The sequence below is a fragment of the Terrimonas ferruginea DSM 30193 genome, assembly GCF_000425585.1.
In the GTDB taxonomy this organism is placed as follows: domain Bacteria; phylum Bacteroidota; class Bacteroidia; order Chitinophagales; family Chitinophagaceae; genus Terrimonas; species Terrimonas ferruginea.
The window spans coordinates 20,799-40,460 of sequence record NZ_AUDS01000029.1 but is presented as its reverse complement, the minus strand read 5'-3'; the positions used below and the strand labels follow the sequence as shown (position 1 = coordinate 40,460).

Annotated in this window: 21 protein-coding genes; 10 read left to right on the top strand and 11 right to left on the bottom strand. The window is 48.4% G+C overall.

Annotation, left to right across the window (positions count from 1 at the left end; translation table 11 throughout):
* Positions 1–106 precede the first annotated feature (106 nt).
* On the bottom strand, positions 107–493 hold the full coding sequence (locus tag H608_RS0111360) for a hypothetical protein (RefSeq protein WP_028787779.1): 387 nt from the start codon (positions 491–493) through the stop codon (positions 107–109).
* Positions 494–608: 115 nt separating this feature from the next.
* Here H608_RS0111360 and H608_RS0111355 point away from each other — a divergent pair, with 115 nt between their 5' ends.
* Together H608_RS0111355 and H608_RS0111350 are read left to right on the top strand one after the other, a co-directional pair.
* Positions 609–941, top strand: coding sequence for an ArsR/SmtB family transcription factor (locus H608_RS0111355; protein WP_028787778.1), 333 nt, complete (start codon positions 609–611; stop codon positions 939–941).
* The gene (locus tag H608_RS0111350) at positions 941–1,441 is read left to right on the top strand and encodes an SRPBCC family protein (RefSeq protein WP_028787777.1); all 501 of its coding nucleotides are present in this window, start codon (positions 941–943) and stop codon (positions 1,439–1,441) included. The genes H608_RS0111355 and H608_RS0111350 overlap by 1 nt, the downstream gene beginning before the upstream one ends.
* Here the strand turns inward: H608_RS0111350 and H608_RS0111345 are convergent.
* From H608_RS0111345 to H608_RS0111335, 3 genes are all read right to left on the bottom strand, one after another.
* On the bottom strand, positions 1,426–2,310 hold the full coding sequence (locus tag H608_RS0111345) for a retropepsin-like aspartic protease (protein ID WP_028787776.1): 885 nt from the start codon (positions 2,308–2,310) through the stop codon (positions 1,426–1,428). The genes H608_RS0111350 and H608_RS0111345 overlap by 16 nt on opposite strands.
* 286 nt (positions 2,311–2,596) lie before the next feature.
* Entirely contained in the window at positions 2,597–2,974 is a 378-nt protein-coding gene (locus H608_RS22115) for an HPF/RaiA family ribosome-associated protein (RefSeq protein WP_051268247.1), read from the bottom strand.
* Positions 2,975–3,145: 171 nt separating this feature from the next.
* Positions 3,146–4,645: a S10 family peptidase gene (locus H608_RS0111335; RefSeq protein ID WP_028787775.1), complete on the bottom strand. Its 1,500-nt coding sequence runs from the start codon at positions 4,643–4,645 to the stop codon at positions 3,146–3,148.
* A 62-nt stretch (positions 4,646–4,707) separates the two neighbouring features.
* Here H608_RS0111335 and H608_RS0111330 point away from each other — a divergent pair, with 62 nt between their 5' ends.
* Both H608_RS0111330 and H608_RS22110 read left to right on the top strand, forming a co-directional pair.
* Positions 4,708–5,394: a class I SAM-dependent methyltransferase gene (locus H608_RS0111330; RefSeq protein WP_028787774.1), complete on the top strand. Its 687-nt coding sequence runs from the start codon at positions 4,708–4,710 to the stop codon at positions 5,392–5,394.
* A 45-nt stretch (positions 5,395–5,439) separates the two neighbouring features.
* Positions 5,440–6,105: a YdcF family protein gene (locus H608_RS22110; RefSeq protein WP_071836952.1), complete on the top strand. Its 666-nt coding sequence runs from the start codon at positions 5,440–5,442 to the stop codon at positions 6,103–6,105.
* 183 nt (positions 6,106–6,288) lie between these two features.
* Here H608_RS22110 and H608_RS0111320 read toward each other — a convergent pair whose 3' ends face one another.
* Positions 6,289–7,398 carry an AI-2E family transporter gene (locus H608_RS0111320; protein WP_028787773.1) on the bottom strand — a complete coding sequence of 370 codons (1,110 nt, stop codon included), beginning with the start codon at positions 7,396–7,398 and terminating at the stop codon, positions 6,289–6,291.
* Positions 7,399–7,603: 205 nt separating this feature from the next.
* Between H608_RS0111320 and H608_RS22105 the strand changes: the two genes are divergently transcribed.
* The gene (locus H608_RS22105; RefSeq protein ID WP_051268248.1) at positions 7,604–7,924 is read left to right on the top strand and encodes an RNA recognition motif domain-containing protein; all 321 of its coding nucleotides are present in this window, start codon (positions 7,604–7,606) and stop codon (positions 7,922–7,924) included.
* Between the two features lie 196 nt (positions 7,925–8,120).
* Here H608_RS22105 and H608_RS0111310 read toward each other — a convergent pair whose 3' ends face one another.
* On the bottom strand, positions 8,121–8,717 hold the full coding sequence (locus tag H608_RS0111310) for a Crp/Fnr family transcriptional regulator (RefSeq protein WP_155990135.1): 597 nt from the start codon (positions 8,715–8,717) through the stop codon (positions 8,121–8,123).
* 123 nt (positions 8,718–8,840) lie between these two features.
* Between H608_RS0111310 and H608_RS0111305 the strand changes: the two genes are divergently transcribed.
* The 3 genes from H608_RS0111305 (at position 8,841) to H608_RS0111295 (ending at position 11,163) form a co-directional block, all read left to right on the top strand.
* Complete coding sequence (locus H608_RS0111305; protein ID WP_028787771.1) at positions 8,841–9,605, top strand: SDR family NAD(P)-dependent oxidoreductase; 765 nt, start codon at positions 8,841–8,843, stop codon at positions 9,603–9,605.
* A gap of 16 nt (positions 9,606–9,621) precedes the next feature.
* Complete coding sequence (locus H608_RS0111300; RefSeq protein ID WP_028787770.1) at positions 9,622–10,473, top strand: fumarylacetoacetate hydrolase family protein; 852 nt, start codon at positions 9,622–9,624, stop codon at positions 10,471–10,473.
* A gap of 198 nt (positions 10,474–10,671) precedes the next feature.
* Positions 10,672–11,163: a DinB family protein gene (locus tag H608_RS0111295; RefSeq protein ID WP_028787769.1), complete on the top strand. Its 492-nt coding sequence runs from the start codon at positions 10,672–10,674 to the stop codon at positions 11,161–11,163.
* Positions 11,164–11,251: 88 nt separating this feature from the next.
* Here the strand turns inward: H608_RS0111295 and H608_RS0111285 are convergent, their stop codons facing one another.
* Positions 11,252–11,695, bottom strand: coding sequence for a DUF1801 domain-containing protein (locus H608_RS0111285; RefSeq protein ID WP_028787768.1), 444 nt, complete (start codon positions 11,693–11,695; stop codon positions 11,252–11,254).
* Positions 11,696–11,840: 145 nt separating this feature from the next.
* On the bottom strand, positions 11,841–13,091 hold the full coding sequence (locus H608_RS22100) for a DEAD/DEAH box helicase (RefSeq protein ID WP_081658872.1): 1,251 nt from the start codon (positions 13,089–13,091) through the stop codon (positions 11,841–11,843).
* 337 nt (positions 13,092–13,428) lie between these two features.
* On the opposite strand from H608_RS22100, the gene H608_RS0111275 reads away from it, so the two are divergent.
* On the top strand, positions 13,429–15,171 hold the full coding sequence (locus H608_RS0111275) for a GMC family oxidoreductase (protein WP_028787767.1): 1,743 nt from the start codon (positions 13,429–13,431) through the stop codon (positions 15,169–15,171).
* Positions 15,171–15,866 carry a gluconate 2-dehydrogenase subunit 3 family protein gene (locus H608_RS0111270; protein ID WP_028787766.1) on the top strand — a complete coding sequence of 232 codons (696 nt, stop codon included), beginning with the start codon at positions 15,171–15,173 and terminating at the stop codon, positions 15,864–15,866. The genes H608_RS0111275 and H608_RS0111270 overlap by 1 nt, the downstream gene beginning before the upstream one ends.
* A 5-nt stretch (positions 15,867–15,871) precedes the next feature.
* On the opposite strand, the gene H608_RS0111265 is transcribed toward H608_RS0111270, so the two are convergent.
* The 3 genes from H608_RS0111265 to H608_RS0111255 all read right to left on the bottom strand — a co-directional run bounded on the left by H608_RS0111265 (position 15,872) and on the right by H608_RS0111255 (position 19,653).
* Positions 15,872–18,010 (bottom strand): elongation factor G, encoded by a 2,139-nt coding sequence (locus tag H608_RS0111265; RefSeq protein ID WP_028787765.1) that lies wholly within the window; start codon positions 18,008–18,010, stop codon positions 15,872–15,874.
* 102 nt (positions 18,011–18,112) lie between these two features.
* Positions 18,113–18,484 carry a hypothetical protein gene (locus H608_RS0111260; protein ID WP_028787764.1) on the bottom strand — a complete coding sequence of 124 codons (372 nt, stop codon included), beginning with the start codon at positions 18,482–18,484 and terminating at the stop codon, positions 18,113–18,115.
* A gap of 125 nt (positions 18,485–18,609) precedes the next feature.
* Positions 18,610–19,653, bottom strand: coding sequence for a PorP/SprF family type IX secretion system membrane protein (locus tag H608_RS0111255; RefSeq protein WP_028787763.1), 1,044 nt, complete (start codon positions 19,651–19,653; stop codon positions 18,610–18,612).
* Between the last annotated feature and the right edge of the window lie 9 nt (positions 19,654–19,662).

Genomic DNA, 19,662 nt, shown 5'->3' with positions numbered 1-19,662 from the left:
AAGAAACCAGGCAGCTGCCTGCTATTTTATTTATCCGGAAAAAAGTGAGGTCTACATGTTCAGTTCTGTGTTTGAGCCACAAAGATAATAAAACTATCCAAAAAATTTAACGGCATTGCGAAGCAGATACGGCCGTTGCTTCCACCACTACAGCCGGCGCTGATAAAGGAATGCCAACACAAACCAGGCAAGTTTCCCCATTGGTACGTGTTGTCTCCTTCAATTTCACATAGACGGTTGCGTTAGGCACTGCCCTCGTTGCTTCACGGATGGTACAGATGTTCAGGCAACTCACTACATTATCATAACGCTCACCCGAATTTGCATCATACCAATTATCCTCTCCGATCGGATAATCTTCGCTCAATTGCAAGACGACACGATCGCAATCATAACGTATTACCGTGGCTTTACGGTAATCGCAATCCTTTGATTTGGAACAGGCTGATAGACCAATCAATCCGATGATAGCCAGTATCGCGTAAATTCTCATAACAATCAGTTTTCATCACTGACAGACACGCTGGAAAAAACGTTGCCCTTTTTCATAAAAAAATTTGCGCAAGCAAATAGTTGCATTTACTTTTGCAAGTAAATACTTGCGTTTTATGAAAATCAGAAGAGATGTTTTTCAGGCCATCGCAGATCCTACGCGCCGTCATATATTGGAAACTGTTGCCCGCCAGCCTGTCAACCTTACGACTTTGGCCGACAAATACGACATGACCCGGCAGGCTGTATCGCTGCATGTAAAAATCCTTTCTGAATGCGGGTTGCTACAGATTACGCGGCAGGGACGCGAGCAATGGTGTGAAGCTAAACTAAAGGAACTCGATGAAGTAAGCCGCTGGGTGGATCATTGCCGCAAGTTTTGGAAAACAAAATTCCATTCCCTTGAACATTATCTCGACAAAGTACAAACAACTAAAAAACATAAGTAATGAGTACTCCTTCAACAAAAGAAGCACCGTTTAAACTGGTGCATGTATTCGATGCGCCGCGTGAATTGGTGTTCAACGCTTTTTCAACAGCCGAAGCGCTGGCGCAGTGGTGGGGACCTGCGGAAACTACCAACTCCGTACTCTCATTGGATTTCAGACCGGGTGGTGTTTTTCATTTTAAGATGGAACACAACGGCATTATCAACTATGGCCGCTTTCTATTTGGTACTATTCGTCCCTATGATGTGCTGGAGTTCAGCAATGCTTTTGCAGATGAAAAAGGAAATGTGATCCCCGCTCCCTTCGACATTCCCTTACCAAAAGAAATTCTTTACCGCCTGTATTTTACAGAGCATGCCGGCAAAACGACCCTCACCATCACAGGTGAACCGATCAATGCAACTTCCGAAGAAAAGGACGGCATGTTGCAGATCAGCGAGGACATGCAACGCGGATTTACGGCAACATGGGAAAAGCTGGAGCGTTATTTAGCTTCCTGACCTACTAACAATTCGCGGCGCGCCAGATCGAAGGTGAGCACCGGGCCCATCCAGTCGATGCTGATGATGCCATCGTAGATCAGTCCGTCAACGAATGCCGCCTTGAAAGCTGTATGCGGCCTGGCGCTTGTCTGATGAGGTTGCAATTTTTTGATCTCAGCGATATAAGTACGGCTGACAAATGCGGTGTCAATCTCGCTGCGGTGTTCGCGCACCTGTACTTTTGCTGAATCGCTTTTGTCAATGCCCAGTTGCGGCATATAACGCGGATTGAGACGAAACACACCCGAACCTGAACCGCTGTCGAGCAGGAATTGCAATGTCAATGTATCATTGACCTGGAAATAAGCAAAAATATCGAGCGAACGGCCCCGGGAATCTTCCAGCTGCAAGGGAACCGTAGCGGGATTTTTCTTGCGGATGGCCTGCAAACTCTTTGTGGTTTCCAGCACCAGTCTTTTCCCCGAATAATCGATCGTGAAAGGTTGTGTGCGGAAATTGACCAGCGAGATCAGTCCGTCGATGGGACCAAAATCGGCATCTAGTACTGCGATCTCGGGCTTGTCGATTTTGTAACTGCCGATGGCAATACTTTGCGATGCATAGAAGACTACATCTACGCGTTCGCCGGTAGCACGGAAGGCCGTGTAGCCACCGTCTTTTTGCAGGGTGATATTTGCTTTGTTTGCAAACTTTTTGGTAACCACATTCACTCCTCCGCCCGTATCGAATACAAAACTTCCTTCCACGCCGTTGACTACCGCTTTGATCAGGATATGCCCCTGCGGGGTTTGCTCAAAAGGAATTATCACCTGGGCGGATGATGCAATTGAAAGAGAAATCAGCAGGAAAAGAAATAACACGCGCATAGAAGTAAAAATTCAAAAGTCAAAATTAAAAAATTGAAATCTGAACGCAAAATAAGGATATCGTGAATCGTGAATGGTGATCCCGATGCTTCGGGAGTGAATCGTCAATAAACGGGCTTGGTTCTTATGCTCAAGAACCAGCGAGCTTAGTATTCTATCTCAAACAAAAAAGCACCGCTTGCGCGGTGCTCATTATAACTTAGGCTGGATATTATCAGCATAATGTGAATGTATGCGCATTTAACAACCATTTTCACATTTACACACTTTCACATTTACACATTTGTTACTTCACCACCTCCTCCAGATCCACCCAGTTGTCATTATCATCAGCCTGCTGGGCGATATCCTGGATCACAGCGGGATCTACCCGGCGATTAGTGCGTTTGTCTTTTTCTTCTTTCAGCTTCAGCGTTAATACGTCTACGCACTCGCTGACCGAGGTTTCAAAGTATTCACTGTTTTTCTTTACAAAAAGATCATTGCCGGGAACTTCAAGCCGGATTTCGCAGTAATCCTTCTCCTGCTCACTTCCCGCTCCCTTGAAGAGGGTCACATTGGCCCGTACGATCCGGTCGCCTTTAAGTGTATTTACTTTTTCCCGTACAAAATCTTCCAGTTTTTCTCCGGCGCGAAAGCCCAGAGATTGAATAATGATGTCCATATCCAATTGTTTTTGGTAAGTCAATTAATACCGGCAACACGTGTTTTCGTCCTGCCCGCTATTATTCCTACAACAATAAAGCCGGTTGAAATGTTGGGCGGAAATACCGGATTGTGAACGATATATTTTAACTATGCGGAATTCTTTCCACGTTTATCAGCCAGCCCCACCTCAGGGCTGTGTGGAAGGGCGCAGACTCCAGTCAAAAAATTCGTTAACATCTTTTTTAAATTGAACCATATCCGGTTCATTGATATAATACATGTGCCCGGAGTTGTAAAAATAATGACGCACATTGCCCTGCGCTTCTTTGCGGAGAAACATATGGGCTACATCATATTTTGCCGTGAAATAAGGCGTCGCAAAATCGTAATAACCCGAACCCACGTATACTTTCAAAGACGGATTTTTGGTCATGGCATCCCGCAGATTTTCGGCCACGTTGAGAAATTTGTTCTGGACATTGTTGTAATTCCACGGATAAACATTACCGAAAATATTATAGGCCTTTTCTTCCTTGAACAATAAATCACGGTTGATATAGTCATTCATGGCCGTGGTGAACGGTCCGTCGATATTGCTGAACGACGGATCATAACTTACATACTCACCCGCATCGTCGATATCCCGGCCGGTGAACCGCGCATCCAGGCGACCAATGGTCAGTCCTTCACTGCGGCGTAATTCTTTGTAGAAACGGTTTTCATCCACACGGAGATTGGCCTGCAAACAATACGCTTTGCTGAGACCCGTGTAGTAGCTCATTTTTTCTGCGATTTGCTCTTTTTCGGCATCACTCATCCAATCGCCTTTTAGCAAAGCCGTAGCATAAGCGCCTAATGCAAATTCTTCACTCTCCTTTAATGCTTTTTGCAGATCTGCCTGCAACGCGGGCGCCAGCTTTTTGTGATACCAGGCTGCTGCAGTATAGGAAGGAATATACAAAGCCCTCGGCAAATCATGCCCGACATAATAATCGTTGGTACCGAAATTCAATACGGGGGAAATGAGAAAAATACCATTGATATAAATGCGATAGCTGTCTTGGAGAAACTTGGCCAGTCCCGCAGCGCGGGTAGTACCATAGCTCTCGCCTGCCAGGAACTTCGGCGATCCCCAACGTTCGAAGCGTGAAAGAAAATGGCGGATAAACGAACCAACCGATTGTACATCTTCATTGAACCCATGAAACTGGCGTGGATTTTCGCCGGAAGCAGGCTGACTAAACCCCGTAGCCACGGGATCGATGAAAACGAGATCCGTTTTATCCAGCCAGGTATATTCATTGTTGATGATCTGGTAAGGCGGGGCCGGCGCCGTACCGTCTTTCTCCAGTTTCACGCGTTTGGGCCCCAATCCGCCCATGTGCAGCCATACAGACGAAGAACCCGGACCGCCATTGAAAGTAAATGTCAGCGGACGTTTTTCCACTGTTTCATTCTCTTTCCTGTAATAAGTAAAAAATACTTTCGCGATCAGCTTGCCGGTATCGTTTTTCAGATCGAGATATCCCGTATACGCTGTATAAGGGATAGTAGCCGTACCGGTTTTAACCGAGCCGCTGGATTTAACCACCTGCACACTTGCGGGTACTGAAAAATCTTTAACCTCTTTCTGGGCGCAGAGATATTGCGAAACAATCAGCGCAACGGACAGGAGAAGCAGTCGCATAAAATGTATTGGTTTTAGCTACGGAAGATACTACTTTTCCGGGCAGCTATTATCTTTACCGCATGCAGGATATACTCGGGCAAGCCATTGCCGATTACCAGGCCGGGCAACGGCGTACACGTTTATGGATACTTCCCTCTTATGGCCCACGGGAGCAAATGCCGGTGCGTGTTTATTTCCGTTCGCCCTCGGAAATGTCGGAACTGGAACATATCGCATTGGGTGCCTGCACGGGGCATATACTCGATGCCGGCGCAGGTGCAGGAAGTCATGCGCTTTACCTGCAACAGCAAGGCCGCAAGGTAACGGCACTCGATATCTCTCCGCTTAACTGTGCTGTGATGAAAGAACGCGGTGTAACAGATGTAAGAAAAGGCGATCTCCTGAAATGGAAAGGCCGCCGGTTCGATACCGTCTTGTTATTGATGAACGGCATCGGCATCACGGGAAGTATACAGGGACTGAAAGAGTTCCTGTCAACCGCATCGAATCTGCTGAAGCCCGGTGGGCAACTGCTGTTCGACTCATCCGACATCGCTTATTTATATGAAAAAAATCCAGCGCCAGGGCGCCGTTACTATGGCGAAGTAGATTATCAGTATAGCTACCGTGGACAGACATCCGGTCTTTTTTCCTGGTTATACATTGACAGCAAACGGCTGCGAAAGATTGCCCGCGCCACCGGATGGCATTGCGATGAGCTATACCGCGAAGAGAGCGGGCAATACCTGATGCGCCTGACACGGTAAATCTGGAATTAAAATTGCCTTTTACCAGTAAAAGACTGCTAACCCATGCAAATTCAGCAATTGACAAAAAGATGGCCGGTATATACGGCGCTTGCAATACTCCTTGCAGGTTGTTCATTCTCCCAATCCAAATCAAAAAAGCTGCTGCGCGCGGCAGAAGACGAAACATTTGACCTGATCATCGTTCCGGGTATTCCGTTGGAAAATGGCGAATGGGGCCGCATCATGAAAGCGCGTGTGTACTGGGCAAAATTCCTGTATGAGAAAGGAATTGCCCGGAATGTGATGTTTTCCGGATCTGCCGTCCACAGTCCCTATTACGAATCAAAGGTGATGGCGTTGTATGCCGAAGCCATCGGCATACCGAAAGAAAATATTTATACGGAAACCAAGGCCGAGCACAGCGTGGAGAACATTTATTATTCTTATAAGAAAGCGCGCAAACTGGGTTTCAAAAAAATCGCATTGGCCACCGATCCTTTTCAATCAAAAATGACCCGTGGCTTTACGCGCAAAAGAGTCAGCAAAGACATTCATTTATTGCCCATCGTATTCGACACCCTCAAATTGATGGAGCCGCAGATGACCAATCCTGAAATAAACTTCGAAACCGCCCGGGCTGAAAATTTCATTGCATTGAAAGAAAGAAAAAACTTTTGGCAAAGATTGAGAGGAACAAGAGGAAAAAGTATGGAGAAAGACCCTTATTAATTCAAAAGTAAAAAAGTCAATAGTGAATGGTGAATAGTCAATGCCCTGGTTCGTGTATACACTAACCAGGGGAAGTATCCGTGAAGCCTGACAACCCAGCTACTTATTACTTATTACTTATTACTTATTACTTACTACTTACTACTTACTACTTACTACTTACTACTTACTACTTACTACTTACTACTTACTACTTCCCTTCGCCTTTTCAATCCGTTTCCTTACTCTTGGATTGACCATCGACAGATCATCGCCCATCAGCATGCCCCAAGGTTTGAGATCATCGACACGATCGAAAATAGCTTTCATCACTGCGATGCCGGGTATCGACAGAAACATGCCCGAAACTCCGGCCAATGCACCTCCTATCAGCACACCGATAATACTGACTAATGCATTGATGCGCACTTTCGAACTCACCACGTAAGGCATCAGGAAATTATTGTCGATGAACTGTACAACAGTCAGTATCACCGCTACCCACAACACATCGCTGATATTGGTGGAGGTAGTAAGTGTAATCAGCATACAAAGAATGGTGGCCACCAGCATACCGATATAAGGAATCATATTGAGAATAGCAGCGAGCACAGCCAGGAAAATGGCATACTCGATACCGATGATAAAGAAACCAACCGCATTCAATACAGCTACGATGCCCATTTCAATCAGCAGTCCGACCATATACCCCTGTACGATGCTTTTTGATTCTTCCATCACTTCACTCACGCTGCCTTTATGTTTTTCATTGAAAATATCTTCAAAGAATTTACGGATCAGTTTGCGGTAATACATGATCAGAAAAGTGTACAGAGGTAGCAGGATCACCATCAGCAAAGCCTGCACGGCACCGAACAAGGTAGAGCCCACCATGCCGGTTCCAGAGTCTTTCATGCCATTGGTAGCTTCTTTTACAGCGGCGTCCTGTTGTTTGGTGCTGATGCCAAACTGGTCGCTGATCCATTGCTGGGCCGTGCGTGCGTGATCCATCAGGTGTTTCTTGATCGTAGGCATATCGTCTGCAAACGCTGAGATCTGCGACGAAAGAAACCAGATGATGCCGGCCAGGAAGATGATGGCCAGCAGGATCGACAAAAGCATGGAAGGCACTTTGGGTAATCCCCACTTTTCGAGCCGGTTATTGACGGGCAACAGCAGGATTGCCAGCACAATAGCGAAAAATAGCGGCATCAGGATATCCTTGGCGATATAGACAATACCGGCTACCAGTACGATTGCGAGCAGGTTAAGGGCAAACTTGTGGTAGAATGGCGGCGTCTGGTGGGCAGTCATGGTGCGTGTTTACAGGTTATTATATAAAAATCATACCAGCAACGGATTGGGCAGTCATTCCTGAATATACGCAAAAGAGTCCGCTTCCGAAACCCGGATATTCCCCGGAGTTTCACGGGAATGTCATTCCAGGGGTTTTCCCAAATTATTCCTCAAAAGCCCGCGAAACATGGATAAGTTATTTACTTTTGTAAAAATTACTATCATGAAGATTTTTGTTGCTGGCCTCCCGTACGACCTCGACGACGCTGAACTGACTGAGATTTTTGAGAAATTCGGCACGATTGCTTCGGCTAAAGTGGCGATGGACCGTGAAACCGGTAAAAGCAAAGGATTTGGTTTTGTAGAAATGCCGAACGAAGAAGAAGCTAAGGAAGCCATTGAAGGATTGAACGATATTTCCCTGGGAAAAAAACCCCTGGTTGTTAAAGCTGCGGAAGACCGTCCTGGTGGCGGTAGTGGCGGATCACGCCCCGGCGGACAAAGCCGTCCTCCCCGGTTCACCAACAACCGTCCACGGTTCTGATAACCCGTTGTTGAAAATCATCGAAGCGTTCCGTCAACGGGGCGCTTTTTTTGTGAATGGTGAATCGTCAATAAGTGAATAGTTGCGCTCCCTGAGCCCGAAGTGCCGGGCCGATAATCCGGCCACTCGAAGGGGCGCTCGTCAATCGTGAATGGTTCTTCCATTTCCACATTTACACATCGCCGCCGAAGGCGGCTCAAGCCTTCTTCTTTTTGCTGCGCAAACGGCTGAGCGTTTCCTCCGTCATGCCGAGATAAGAAGCAATGTATTTAAGCGGAGCACGATTGACAAGATCGGGACGCGATTCGATGAAATGCTGATAACGCATTTCTGCATTGGGAATGCGGCTGATGAATGCACGGGCTTCCGCATCTGCATAATATACCTGCAGGATCACCCGGCCGATAACATTTATTTCAACTGAATTTTCGTAGAGATAAGCAAGCGTGGTATAAGGAATAACAACCAGCTCCGCATCTTCCACCGCCTGGATGTTTTCCTTCGCAGGTTCCTGGTTCGACATACTCCGGATCGAAGTGACGAGTTGGTTTTCGGTATTCATCCAGGTAGTGATTTCCTTGTTGCCAAACAAGATGTAAGCACGCAACAAGCCTTTCATCACAAAATAATATTTGTCACAGATCTCTCCGGCTTTCAAGAGGTGCTCTCCTCTTTTCACACGGATCGCATGGCAATTCGCCTGAATGTAGTCTTCTACTTCACTTGTCAACGGATGAATGCTATTCAGAAATTGAACCAGCGGAGATATATCAACTTGTTTTCGTCGGCTCATGGGCGTATATGTTTCGCAGAGACAGGGTTTGTTCCGCAAGATAGAAAATATCTTCCGCAACTCCCAGTTGCATCCATGATCCGGCAGGACAGTTATATGTAGTGATCGATTATCTTTAGCACTATGTTTTCCTTACAAACAAAAAAGGCTGTTGTCACCGGCGGAGGCAGCGGCATCGGCCAGGCGATTGCCGTATTGCTGGCAAAACAAGGCGCTGAAGTGCATATACTCGAATTGGGTGAAGAACAGGCGGCGGACACCCACGCGCTGATCCGGGAAGCCGGCGGCACCGCATTCGTTCACGTATGCAACGTGGCTGCTCAACCTGATGTATTACGCGTTTTCGAAGAGATCGGCGCCATTCATATTCTGGTTAACAATGCCGGTATTGCCCACGTAGGTAAGGCGGATACAACCACAGAAGAAGATTTTGACCGCATCATGCAGGTCAATGTAAAAGGTGTGTACAATTGCCTCTATGCCGGCATTCCCCAATTGCGGAAAGCAGGTGGTGGCAGCATCATCAACATGACTTCCATCGCTTCGATCGTGGGCATTCCAGACCGCTTTGCCTATAGCACCGCGAAAGGCGCGGTGCGTGCCATGACCCTGAGCGTTGCCAAAGATTATCTGGCGGATAATATCCGTTGCAATTGCATCTCCCCTGCGCGTGTTCACACACCTTTTGTAGATGGATTCCTGGCAAAGAATTATCCGGACAACCGCGAGGAAATGTTTGAGAAACTTTCCCGTACACAACCAATCGGACGGATGGGACGCCCCGATGAAGTGGCCGCCCTTGCATTATACCTTTGCAGCGACGAAGCCTCGTTCGTTACCGGCTGCGACTATCCCATCGACGGAGGATTTACAACATTGAACAACTGATAAAATTTTTACCAACATGAAATTGATCCGCTATGGTCAACCTGGTCAGGAAAAGCCCGGTGTTTTTGCCGGCGACCAGTATTACGATGCTGCCCCTGTTACGAATGATTATGACAAAAACTTTTTTGCCAACGATGGTCTCGCGCGGCTGAAGGCCGCGCTCGACGCAAACGAACTGCCGGTTCTACCCACACCCCAAAGATTAGGTGCGCCACTCGCCGATCCGTCCAAGATCGTGTGCGTGGGACTTAATTATAAGGATCATGCGCGCGAAACCAACGCAGCTATTCCGGCAGAACCTATTTTGTTTTTCAAGTCCACCACCGCTATCTGCGGCCCTAACGATGCATTGGTGATTCCGCGCAACAGCACGAAGACCGATTGGGAAGTGGAACTCGCCGTTATTATCGGAAAAAAAGCCAGTTACGTTTCCATAGAGGAAGCCAACGATTATATCGCCGGTTATTGTTTGCATAATGACTACAGTGAGCGCGCATTTCAACTCGAGCGCGGTGGGCAATGGGTAAAAGGAAAAAGTTGCGATACGTTTGCACCACTCGGCCCCTGGCTCGTGACCACAGATGAGATCACGGACGACAGCAACCTCGGTCTCTGGCTTACCGTTAATGGTCAAAAAGTACAGGACGGCAATACCAGCAACCTGATTTTCGATGTACCGTTCCTCGTACATTATATCAGTCAGTTCATGACGCTCCTCCCCGGCGATATCATTTCTACCGGCACACCCGCAGGTGTTGGCCTCGGACAGAAACCTGAACCCTGGTACATCAAGCCGGGTGATGTGATCGAACTCGGGATAGATGGGTTGGGAAGCAGTAAGCAAATTGCCCAAGAAGAAAAATTCTGACTAATGTGTAAATGTGCCCCGCCCCCGGCGGGGACCATGTGTAAATTTATGTAGCAGTCATTTTCACATTTTCACATTTTCACATTTCCACATTTTCACATTATAAAAAAAACGCCCAAAAGGCGTTTTTTTTATTTCCTCCTGACACAGGGCTGTCACTCACCGGTAGTTTCTTTGATCTATAAAAATCATCCAACTATGTCACAGATCAAACAACTACTCAGGGAATTAGACAATGAAGCACAGACCACCCGCAAAATGCTAAGCCGCGTGCCCGCAGACAAATTCGACTGGAAGCCGCATCAGAAAAGTATGTCCCTGCGCGAACTGACCGGGCATATCGCAGAACTGCCGGGCTGGGTGCCCATGGTACTTACTACCGAAGAACTCGATTTTGCGAAGCAGGCTTACACACCGCCCCAGGTGAGCAACACGGATGAAGTATTGGTGTTACTGGAAAAGTCATTAGAAAACGCAAAAGCACAACTGGAAAGTTCGGAAGACGCTGACCTGGATCCGGAATGGCTGCTGCGCAATGGCGATATTATTTACAGCCGCTCGTCGCGCGGAGAATTTATCCGCACCACCTATTGCCAGATCGTACACCATCGCGCGCAATTGGGCGTATACCTTCGCCTGCTCGACATCCCGATTCCCGGCAGCTACGGACCAAGCGCGGATGAAAACTGAATCATGCGGTTCATGGCATATACCGGCCTTTATGCCGCACGCATGATGCGCATGATGGCAGAACAACTGAAGTGGGTGGTAAAGGGAATCAGCGCCTGAAGGCCGTCTCATACACGTTGATCCATTGATCAGGTGTCATCCTTTGCATCAACTGCCCGATCAATTCAAATGGTATAGACTCCGGCTTTTTAAACCGCACGCAACTCTTACCCATGTCCAGTTTTGTTTTGGAAAAATGGGGATACGATTCCGTGAACCATTGATACAGTTCAGGCACGGCATACATGCCCATATGATAAAGGGCGATGAAGTTTTTTTGCGAAGCAATGCTTACAAAGGGAAGCGGCAATTTGGGATCGCAATGATAGCCTGCGGGATAAGATGAATGAGGTACCACCCAGGACGGCATTTTATAGCCGATCACTTCTTTAAATCCGGGCGGCAGGTTTTTATTGATCACCTGTCGTAATTGCGTCATAGCCTCTTGTCTGTCGGCAGGAAGCGCCGCAATGTAGGCATCCACTTCGTTCATAAGCTTGTGTTGAGAAATGGAAGTTAGCATTTATAAAAAAAGAAAGCCCCTGCAGGGGCTTTCTTTTTTTCAATCAGTCAATCAATGAATAAGTGAATGACGGCAACTTACGCATTCATCATTGACTTATTCACCGATTGCATGGTTACATACGTTGGGTAAAACTGCGGCGTCCGCGTCCACCGGAAGTTCTGCGACCTCCGAATGCCGGTTGAGCAGCAACGGTGGCGGTAACAGGTTTAACGACACTGTGCATCAACGGTACATCGTAAGGATGTCCGGCGATCACCGGTACGTTTTTCTTGATCAGTCGCTCGATATCTTTCAGGAATATTTTTTCTTCATAATCACAGAAAGAGATCGCTGTGCCGTCTGCACCTGCGCGGCCTGTACGGCCAATGCGGTGTACATAGGTTTCCGGTACGTTGGGCAGATCGAAGTTGATCACGTGTGTGAGTTCATCGATGTCGATACCACGCGCAGCGATATCGGTCGCCACAAGAATGCGCGTACGGCGGCTCTTGAAATTGGTCAGTGCTGCCTGGCGTGCATTCTGTGATTTGTTGCCGTGGATCGCTTCGGCGCTGATACCTGCTTTGCTCAGATCACGCGCAATACGGTCAGCACCGTGTTTGGTACGGGCAAAGACCAATGCCGTGCGGATCTGCTCATCCTGTAAAAGATGTACCAGTAGTTGACGCTTATTGTTTTTGTCTACGTAATACAACGATTGCTGAATGGTATCGGCTGTAGAAGAAACGGGGGTTACTTCTATTTTCAGCGGATTGTCGAGCAGCATGTTCGCCAGTTGTTGCGCTTCAGGCGGCATGGTAGCCGAGAAGAACAACGTCTGACGACGCTGTGGAAGACGCGCGATAATTCTTTTAACGTCATGCACAAAACCCATGTCCAGCATACGGTCGGCTTCATCCAGCACGAAGTAGCGGATATCGTCCAGGGAAACGTGGCGCTGTTGCATCAGGTCGAGCAGACGTCCCGGTGTGGCCACCAGGATATCTACCCCTCTGCGAAGGCTGTTTACCTGGTGATGCTGGTTCACACCACCGAAGATCACCATATGGCGAAGCGGCAGGTGCCGCCCATAGGCTTTGAAACTCTCTTCGATCTGGATGGCCAGTTCGCGTGTAGGAGTAAGGATCAGTGCACGGATTTTTCTGCGGTCATTCTCTGCGGGTGCATTTTCCGACATCAGTTGAAGCAGCGGCAATGCGAAGGCAGCCGTTTTACCGGTACCGGTTTGCGCACAACCTAACAAATCTTTTCGCTGAAGTATAATGGGAATGGCTTGTTCCTGGATGGGAGTGGGTTGGGTATACCCCTCATCGTTCAACGCGTTGAGCAATGGCTCAATGAGCTGTAATTCACTAAATAACAATTGACTAAAATATTTGATTAATAATAATGGTAAGGCTATCAAAAAAGAAGTGATACTTTACCCGCCTTACGTTACGCCTTCACGGCAGTTGTTGATCAGAGGTCAACTAAAGAGTGAGAGATAACATAATAGATCACGAAGGTAAGTAAAAGATTTCAAATCAGGAAGCCCCCGTGTTAAGGATGTGTAAATGTGCAAATACGGAAATGTGGAAATGGAATGTTGCTCAAAACCCCACGCTTTCCCGATAAGGTTAGCCGTCGGAAGACATTTTCACATTTTCACACTTCCACATTTCCACATTCTTGCTATATTGTCGACTGAAAATGACCGCCATATGGGAGACGTTCAGGTTAAAAAACAACCTAAGAAATACGATGTAGTTATTGTAGGATCCGGTGCCGGAGGAGGCATGGCCGCTTACACACTGGCCAATGCAGGCCTTGAAGTGTGTATGATCGAAGCCGGCCCCATGTACGATCCGCAGAAAAATATCACCCAGCTTAAAAATCCCTGGGATTCGCCGCGACGCGGCGCTTCCACCAAATTCCGCCCTTTCGGCGATTTTGATGCCTGCTACTGGGGATGGAGCATCGACGGTGAACCCTACACCAAAAAAGAAGGTACACAGTTCGACTGGTGGCGCGCACGCATGCTGGGCGGACGTACCAATCACTGGGGACGTATCTCCCTTCGCTTTGGCCCTAAAGATTTTAAACGCCGCAGCATCGACGGGCTCGGGGAAGACTGGCCCATCGGCTACGATGATATCAAACCGTATTACGACCGTGTAGACAAATTGATCGGCGTATTTGGCACCAACGAAGGGTTGGAAAACGATCCCGACGGCATCTTTCTTCCACCGCCACGGCCACGCCTGCACGAATTATTTTTGAAAAAAGGCGCAACCGAAGCCGGCGTAAGAGTGATCCCTTCGCGCTTGTCCATTCTCACACAAAAGTTAAACGAAGACCGCGGCGTCTGCTTTTTCTGTGGTCAGTGCAACCGCAACTGCAGCATGGCAAAAGCCGACTTCTCCTCTCCCAACGTACTCATTTATCCTGCCTTAAAAACCGGCAAACTCACGGTGCTCGCCAACAGTATGGCCCGCGAAGTACTGACCAATAATGAAGGATTGGCCACCGGTGTTTCCTATGTCAACAAAGAAGATATGCAGGAATACCAGGTAGAAGGCAGGGTGGTCATCCTCGCGGCAAGCGCCTGCGAAAGCGCACGGCTTTTACTTAACTCCACTTCCACACGTCACGAGAACGGACTGGCCAACAACAGCAATGTAGTTGGTAAATATTTACACGATTCAACCGGTGCGGCACTCGGAGGTTTTATCCCCACCCTCTTCGGACGCAAGCGTTACAACGAAGACGGTGTAGGCGGTGCGCATATCTACTCACCCTGGTGGCTCGATAACCGCAAGCTCGATTTCCCGCGCGGCTATCACATCGAATACTGGGGCGGCATGGGCCAGCCTTCGTACGGCTTTAACTGGGGCATTGAAAAAATGAATGGCAAATATCCCGTCAACGGTCAGCAGAAAGAAGCAGGCGGATACGGTGCTTCCCTGAAAGAAGACAACCGTTTCTTCTGGGGAGCCAGCGTGGGCATGGCCGGCCGCGGTGAAGCCATTCCGGTGGAATCGAACTATTGCGAGATCGATCCTTCCGTAGTAGATAAATACGGCATTCCGGTGTTACGTTTCAATTTCAAATGGAGTGAAAACGAAATACGCCAGGCCCGCCACATGAAGCAAACCTTCAAAGAGATCATGCACAACATGGGTGCCGTCATCACCTGGGGCGGCGATGATGATGCCAGCAACAATTATGGCCTGAGCAAACCCGGCGAGATCATTCACGAAGCCGGTACGGTACGCATGGGCAATGATCCCAAACGTTCTGCCCTCAACAAATACAGCCAGGCGCACGATTGTAAAAATCTGTTCTGCGTAGATGGTGGTCAGTTTGTATCGCAGGCCGATAAAAACATTACCTGGACCATCCTGGCCCTGAGCATGCGCGCAAGTGAATACATTATTGAAGAAATGAAAAAACAAAATCTCTGATGGACCGTCGTCAATCCCTTAAACTCATCGCTACCGGAGCTATCGCCTCCGGCGCGCTCGTTGCTGGTTGTGCCACCGACGATAAGAAGGATAAAAAAGCAGATACGCCTGCTGCGGATAAACGGGAGTTTACCACGGACCGCAGTCCTGAAGAAGCAGAGTTTGAGCGCGCGCTGCGTGCCAAAGGCGCTTTCTTCAGCCCGCATGAAATGGCGACCATCACCGTATTGGCCGACATCATCATTCCGCGCGACAATGTAAGTGGCAGCGCGAGCGAAGCCGGTGTACCCGCCTTTATGGATTTTATTGTACAGGACATGCCGCAACACCAGACGCCCATGCGCGGCGGTCTTCGCTGGATGGATACGCAAAGCATCAAACGCTTCGGTAAAAATTTTGTGGAATGTACGCCAGCCGAACGCATCACTCTCGTAGACCTGATTGCCTATCCCGAACGCGAACACGTGAAGAAGGATAAAAAACTCGCACCCGGTGTCGCCTTCTTTTCTTTAATGCGCAACCTCACCGTGACAGGATTTTATACTTCCGAGATCGGCGTGAAAGATCTCGGTTATGCAGGCAACCGCCCCAACCAGTGGAACGGCGTGCCTGCAGATGTGTTGCAGCAATACAACGTAAGCTATACCGAGAAGGAGATAAAAGAATGCGTACAGTTTACCGACAACAACGGTTAAACCGGTTACGCGGTTACTTCCTCTTTGAATTGTGATTGATATTCATCGATAAGTTTGCGTTGCAACTCCGATGGCAAGGGTTCATGTGCGAGATAACGTCTGCTGAAGCGCGCCCTTCCCTGTGTAAGCGAACGGAGTGAAGACGAATAACCTTCCATTTCCGCTTGTGGTATCTGGGCAGTGATCCGCCGTTGGTTTCCATCATACCCCATATTCAATACGATACCTCTGCGTGTTTGCAGATCGCCCATCACCGCACCCGTCCATTCTTCCGGACAGGTTACCTGCACCTGGCAAACAGGCTCGAGCAATTGCGGATCGGCTTCGCGGAAGGCCTGGCGGAAGGCCTGCAGGCCGGCGAGTTTAAAGGAAACATCGTTACTGTCGACCGGATGCATTTTTCCATCCATCACACATACGCGTATGTCGCGGGCATAAGATCCCGTCAGCGGACCATGCTGCATTTTTTCCATCACACCTTTTAATATCGATGGCATAAAACGGTTATCGATAGCACCACCTACCACACAATTGCAGAAAACCAATTTGCCTCCCCAATCGAGTACGATCACTTCTTTGTTGCGCACGTTCAATCCTTCCGGATCGGGCATTCCATCGAACCACGGCTCGATGCGCAGCGTTACTTCGCCAAATTGACCCGCACCACCACTTTGTTTTTTATGCCGGTAGGAAGCTTCGGCGGGTCTGCGGATAGTCTCGCGATAAGGCACGCGTGGGCGTTCAAATTTTACATCGAGGTGAAATACATGTTGCATTTTCCATCGCACTACAGCGAGGTGCATGTCGCCCTGCAGGTGCAACAGCGTTTGCCGGAGCTCTGCTGATACTTCCAGGAGCAACGAAGGATCTTCTTCGCGGAGATGATGCAACGCCTGCGCCAGCTTTTCTTCTTCGCCTTTTTTCGCGGCTTCCACCGCCACCGTCATCACGGATGGCGGAAATTGTATCGGAGGCAGTTCATCTCTCCTGCCCTTTGCATGCAGCGTGTTGTTGACATGCGTATTTTTTAGTTTCAGTGTAGCGCCAATATCTCCCGCGGTAAGTTCGGGCACCGCGATCCGTTCGTTTCCCTCCACCAGGAATAATTGGGAAAGTCTTTCCGCCCCGCCGGTGGTTTCATTTTCCAACTCCATTCCACTGCGAACCGTTCCTGCATACACTTTGAAAAAGGAAAGTTCTCCGATATGCGGCTCGGCCACCGTTTTAAAAATAAACAAACAGGGCGGCGCCGACGGATCGATTGGTATTTCCTGCCCGCTGCGGGTAAGTTGCGCAGGCATTTCATTCGCACTGGGGCATACATGATCGATGAAACCCATCAATCGTCCACTACCCATGTTGCGCTCCGCAGAAAGACAGAATAAAGGAAACAATTCCTGGTTGATGAGTGCCTGCTTCATACCCATCCGCAGTTCTTCTTCATCCAGTTCCCCTTTGTCAAAGTAAACTTCCATTAGTTTTTCATCGTTACCTGCAACGGCCTCTACCAGCAATTTGTGCAGTTGCTCTGCACGCGGTCTTTCGGCTTCAGGAATCGGCAATTTTTCGGGCTTGCCTCCCGTATCGCGGAATTTGTACAGCGTCATCCGCAATACATCTATGATTTCATGAAAACCTGCGCCGGTTTGTAAAGGATACTGAACAACTGTTACGCGCGGACCGAAATGCCCGCGTGCTTCTTCTACCGTGCGATCGAAATCGGCCTGGTCGCTGTCGAGTTTGCTCACGGCAAATACTATGGGTGTTTTGAAGCGTTGCGTATAATCCCATATCGTATCAGTACCTGGTTCCACGCCGTTCTCCGCATTGAGCAGCATGATGCCGGTATCGGCCACGCGTAATGCGGCAATCACTTCTCCGGCAAAGTCCTGGTAACCGGGCGTATCGAGTATGTTGATTTTGTAACCGCGCCAGCGCACATGCAGCAACTTGCTGAAAATGGAATTGCCCCGCTCTTTTTCCAGCGGATGATAATCGGCTGTTGTATTTTGTTCGGTAATATTTCCCTGCCGGCGTATACAGCCGGTTTCGAAAAGCATGCACTCCGCTAAGGTGGTCTTACCCGAACCGGCATGGCCGAGCAAGACGATGTTTTTAACGTGTGCGGTATCAAATTCAGGCATGGCAGAGTGATTTAAAGGTGAGGAATAGGGATACAATAATGCCACCCGGTAAATAGTTACCGGTCTATGCCTGTCTGTAGTAACAGAAGCCTGTCTTGGATATTAAGCCTGGAGAAACCTGTTGAACTCTTCGCGCAATTCATCCAGCATCTGATCGAGGCGCTGGTATTCATCGAAAAGCTGTTCGTGTGCTGCATAGCGTTCATCACGCAGCCGGCTGTCATTGGCCTGTTCGGCTCCTACCGTGTTTGCGTGCAGTTTGATCGCCTGCTTGAGATCATGGATATTGATGAGCTGGATGTGAAGCTGATTGTCGAGATGCTCCAGGATCTGCAACTGGTCGCGGGAGAGTTGGCGGGAAGATACCTGCTGCAGTCTGACTCTGTTCTGCGTAAGTTCATTACGATAACCACGAAGTGTGTTGCGCCAGTTGATACACTCGTCGGTAAGCTGTGCTGTTTCTACCTGAACCATGGGAGTATTATTTAAGAGTGAAAAAATCAGTTTCCTCTATTATTCTTCCCCCGGGGCGGATGGTTTACGTAAGATAGGATAGTTTTTGGAAAAAAACAGCCGGACTTTTGCACATTAAAAGATCGTTACCACACATTGCGCGGGCAGGTGTCACCATACCGGTTACCAATCAGGAAACCAATCATTATTTCATGAGTACCACGGCTGTAAGTATTAAGATTTGTTTTGGTAAAATCGTATGAGTAACCCACATTGAACGTATTGCCTACATTGAGACCTACCATCGCTGCATATCCGTCGAACTGGCGGTAGCTGCCACCTACCCAGAGCAGGTCGCGGTACTGAAGTTTCAGGTTGACTTCTGCCTGGTAATCATTTTTGAAAGCACCACTGATATATTTTACCATCACCGACGGGATGGCGTTGACATCATCGTTCAGCAGGAAACGGTAACCACCGGTAAGGAAAATATGCGGAACCAGTTTGCCAGTTTTTTCAAAGCTGGCATCATCTACGAAAGCGAGTTTTTGTGGTATTACCTGCTGCGCAGAAAGTCCGATAAAATAATCCGCGGAATAAAGCCACAGGCCAACATTGAGATCAGGTTTTATTTTGCGCAACTCTCCTGTTGCCCCGTTTCCTACAGCCGGATCGGAAGGATTGGCACCAAAGAATGCTTTGCCATCTGCATTAAGGCTTACACTGGTTACACCGGCCGCAAAACCTGCAGAAAGATTGGTGCGTGGCGTAAGGCCGAGATGATAGGCATAGGAAAGGTTGGCGGTAAACCGATTAAAGTTGCCCGTTTTATCATTTACAACAGACATACCCACGCCATGATGTGGTTCTGAAGCGGTGTAAGATTCCCAATAAGCATTACCACGTGGATTTTCTCCGGGCACCTGGTAAGAAGTGGGTGTTGTCTTCCAGTCTTTTTTACCAATGGGTCCGTGAACGGTAGCGTACACGGTACGTGGTGCACCATTGAGGCCTACCCACTGATCACGCACACTCAGTTTAACGTCGGTATAGTTTTCAATACCGCTCAAAGCAGGGTTAAGAATATAATTGTTCAGGATGTATTGCGTGTAATGCGAGCGCTGCTGCCCGTAAACAGAGCAACCGATCACCAGTACCATCGCACAAAGCAGCATTAGTTTCTTCTTCATCTCCGGGAA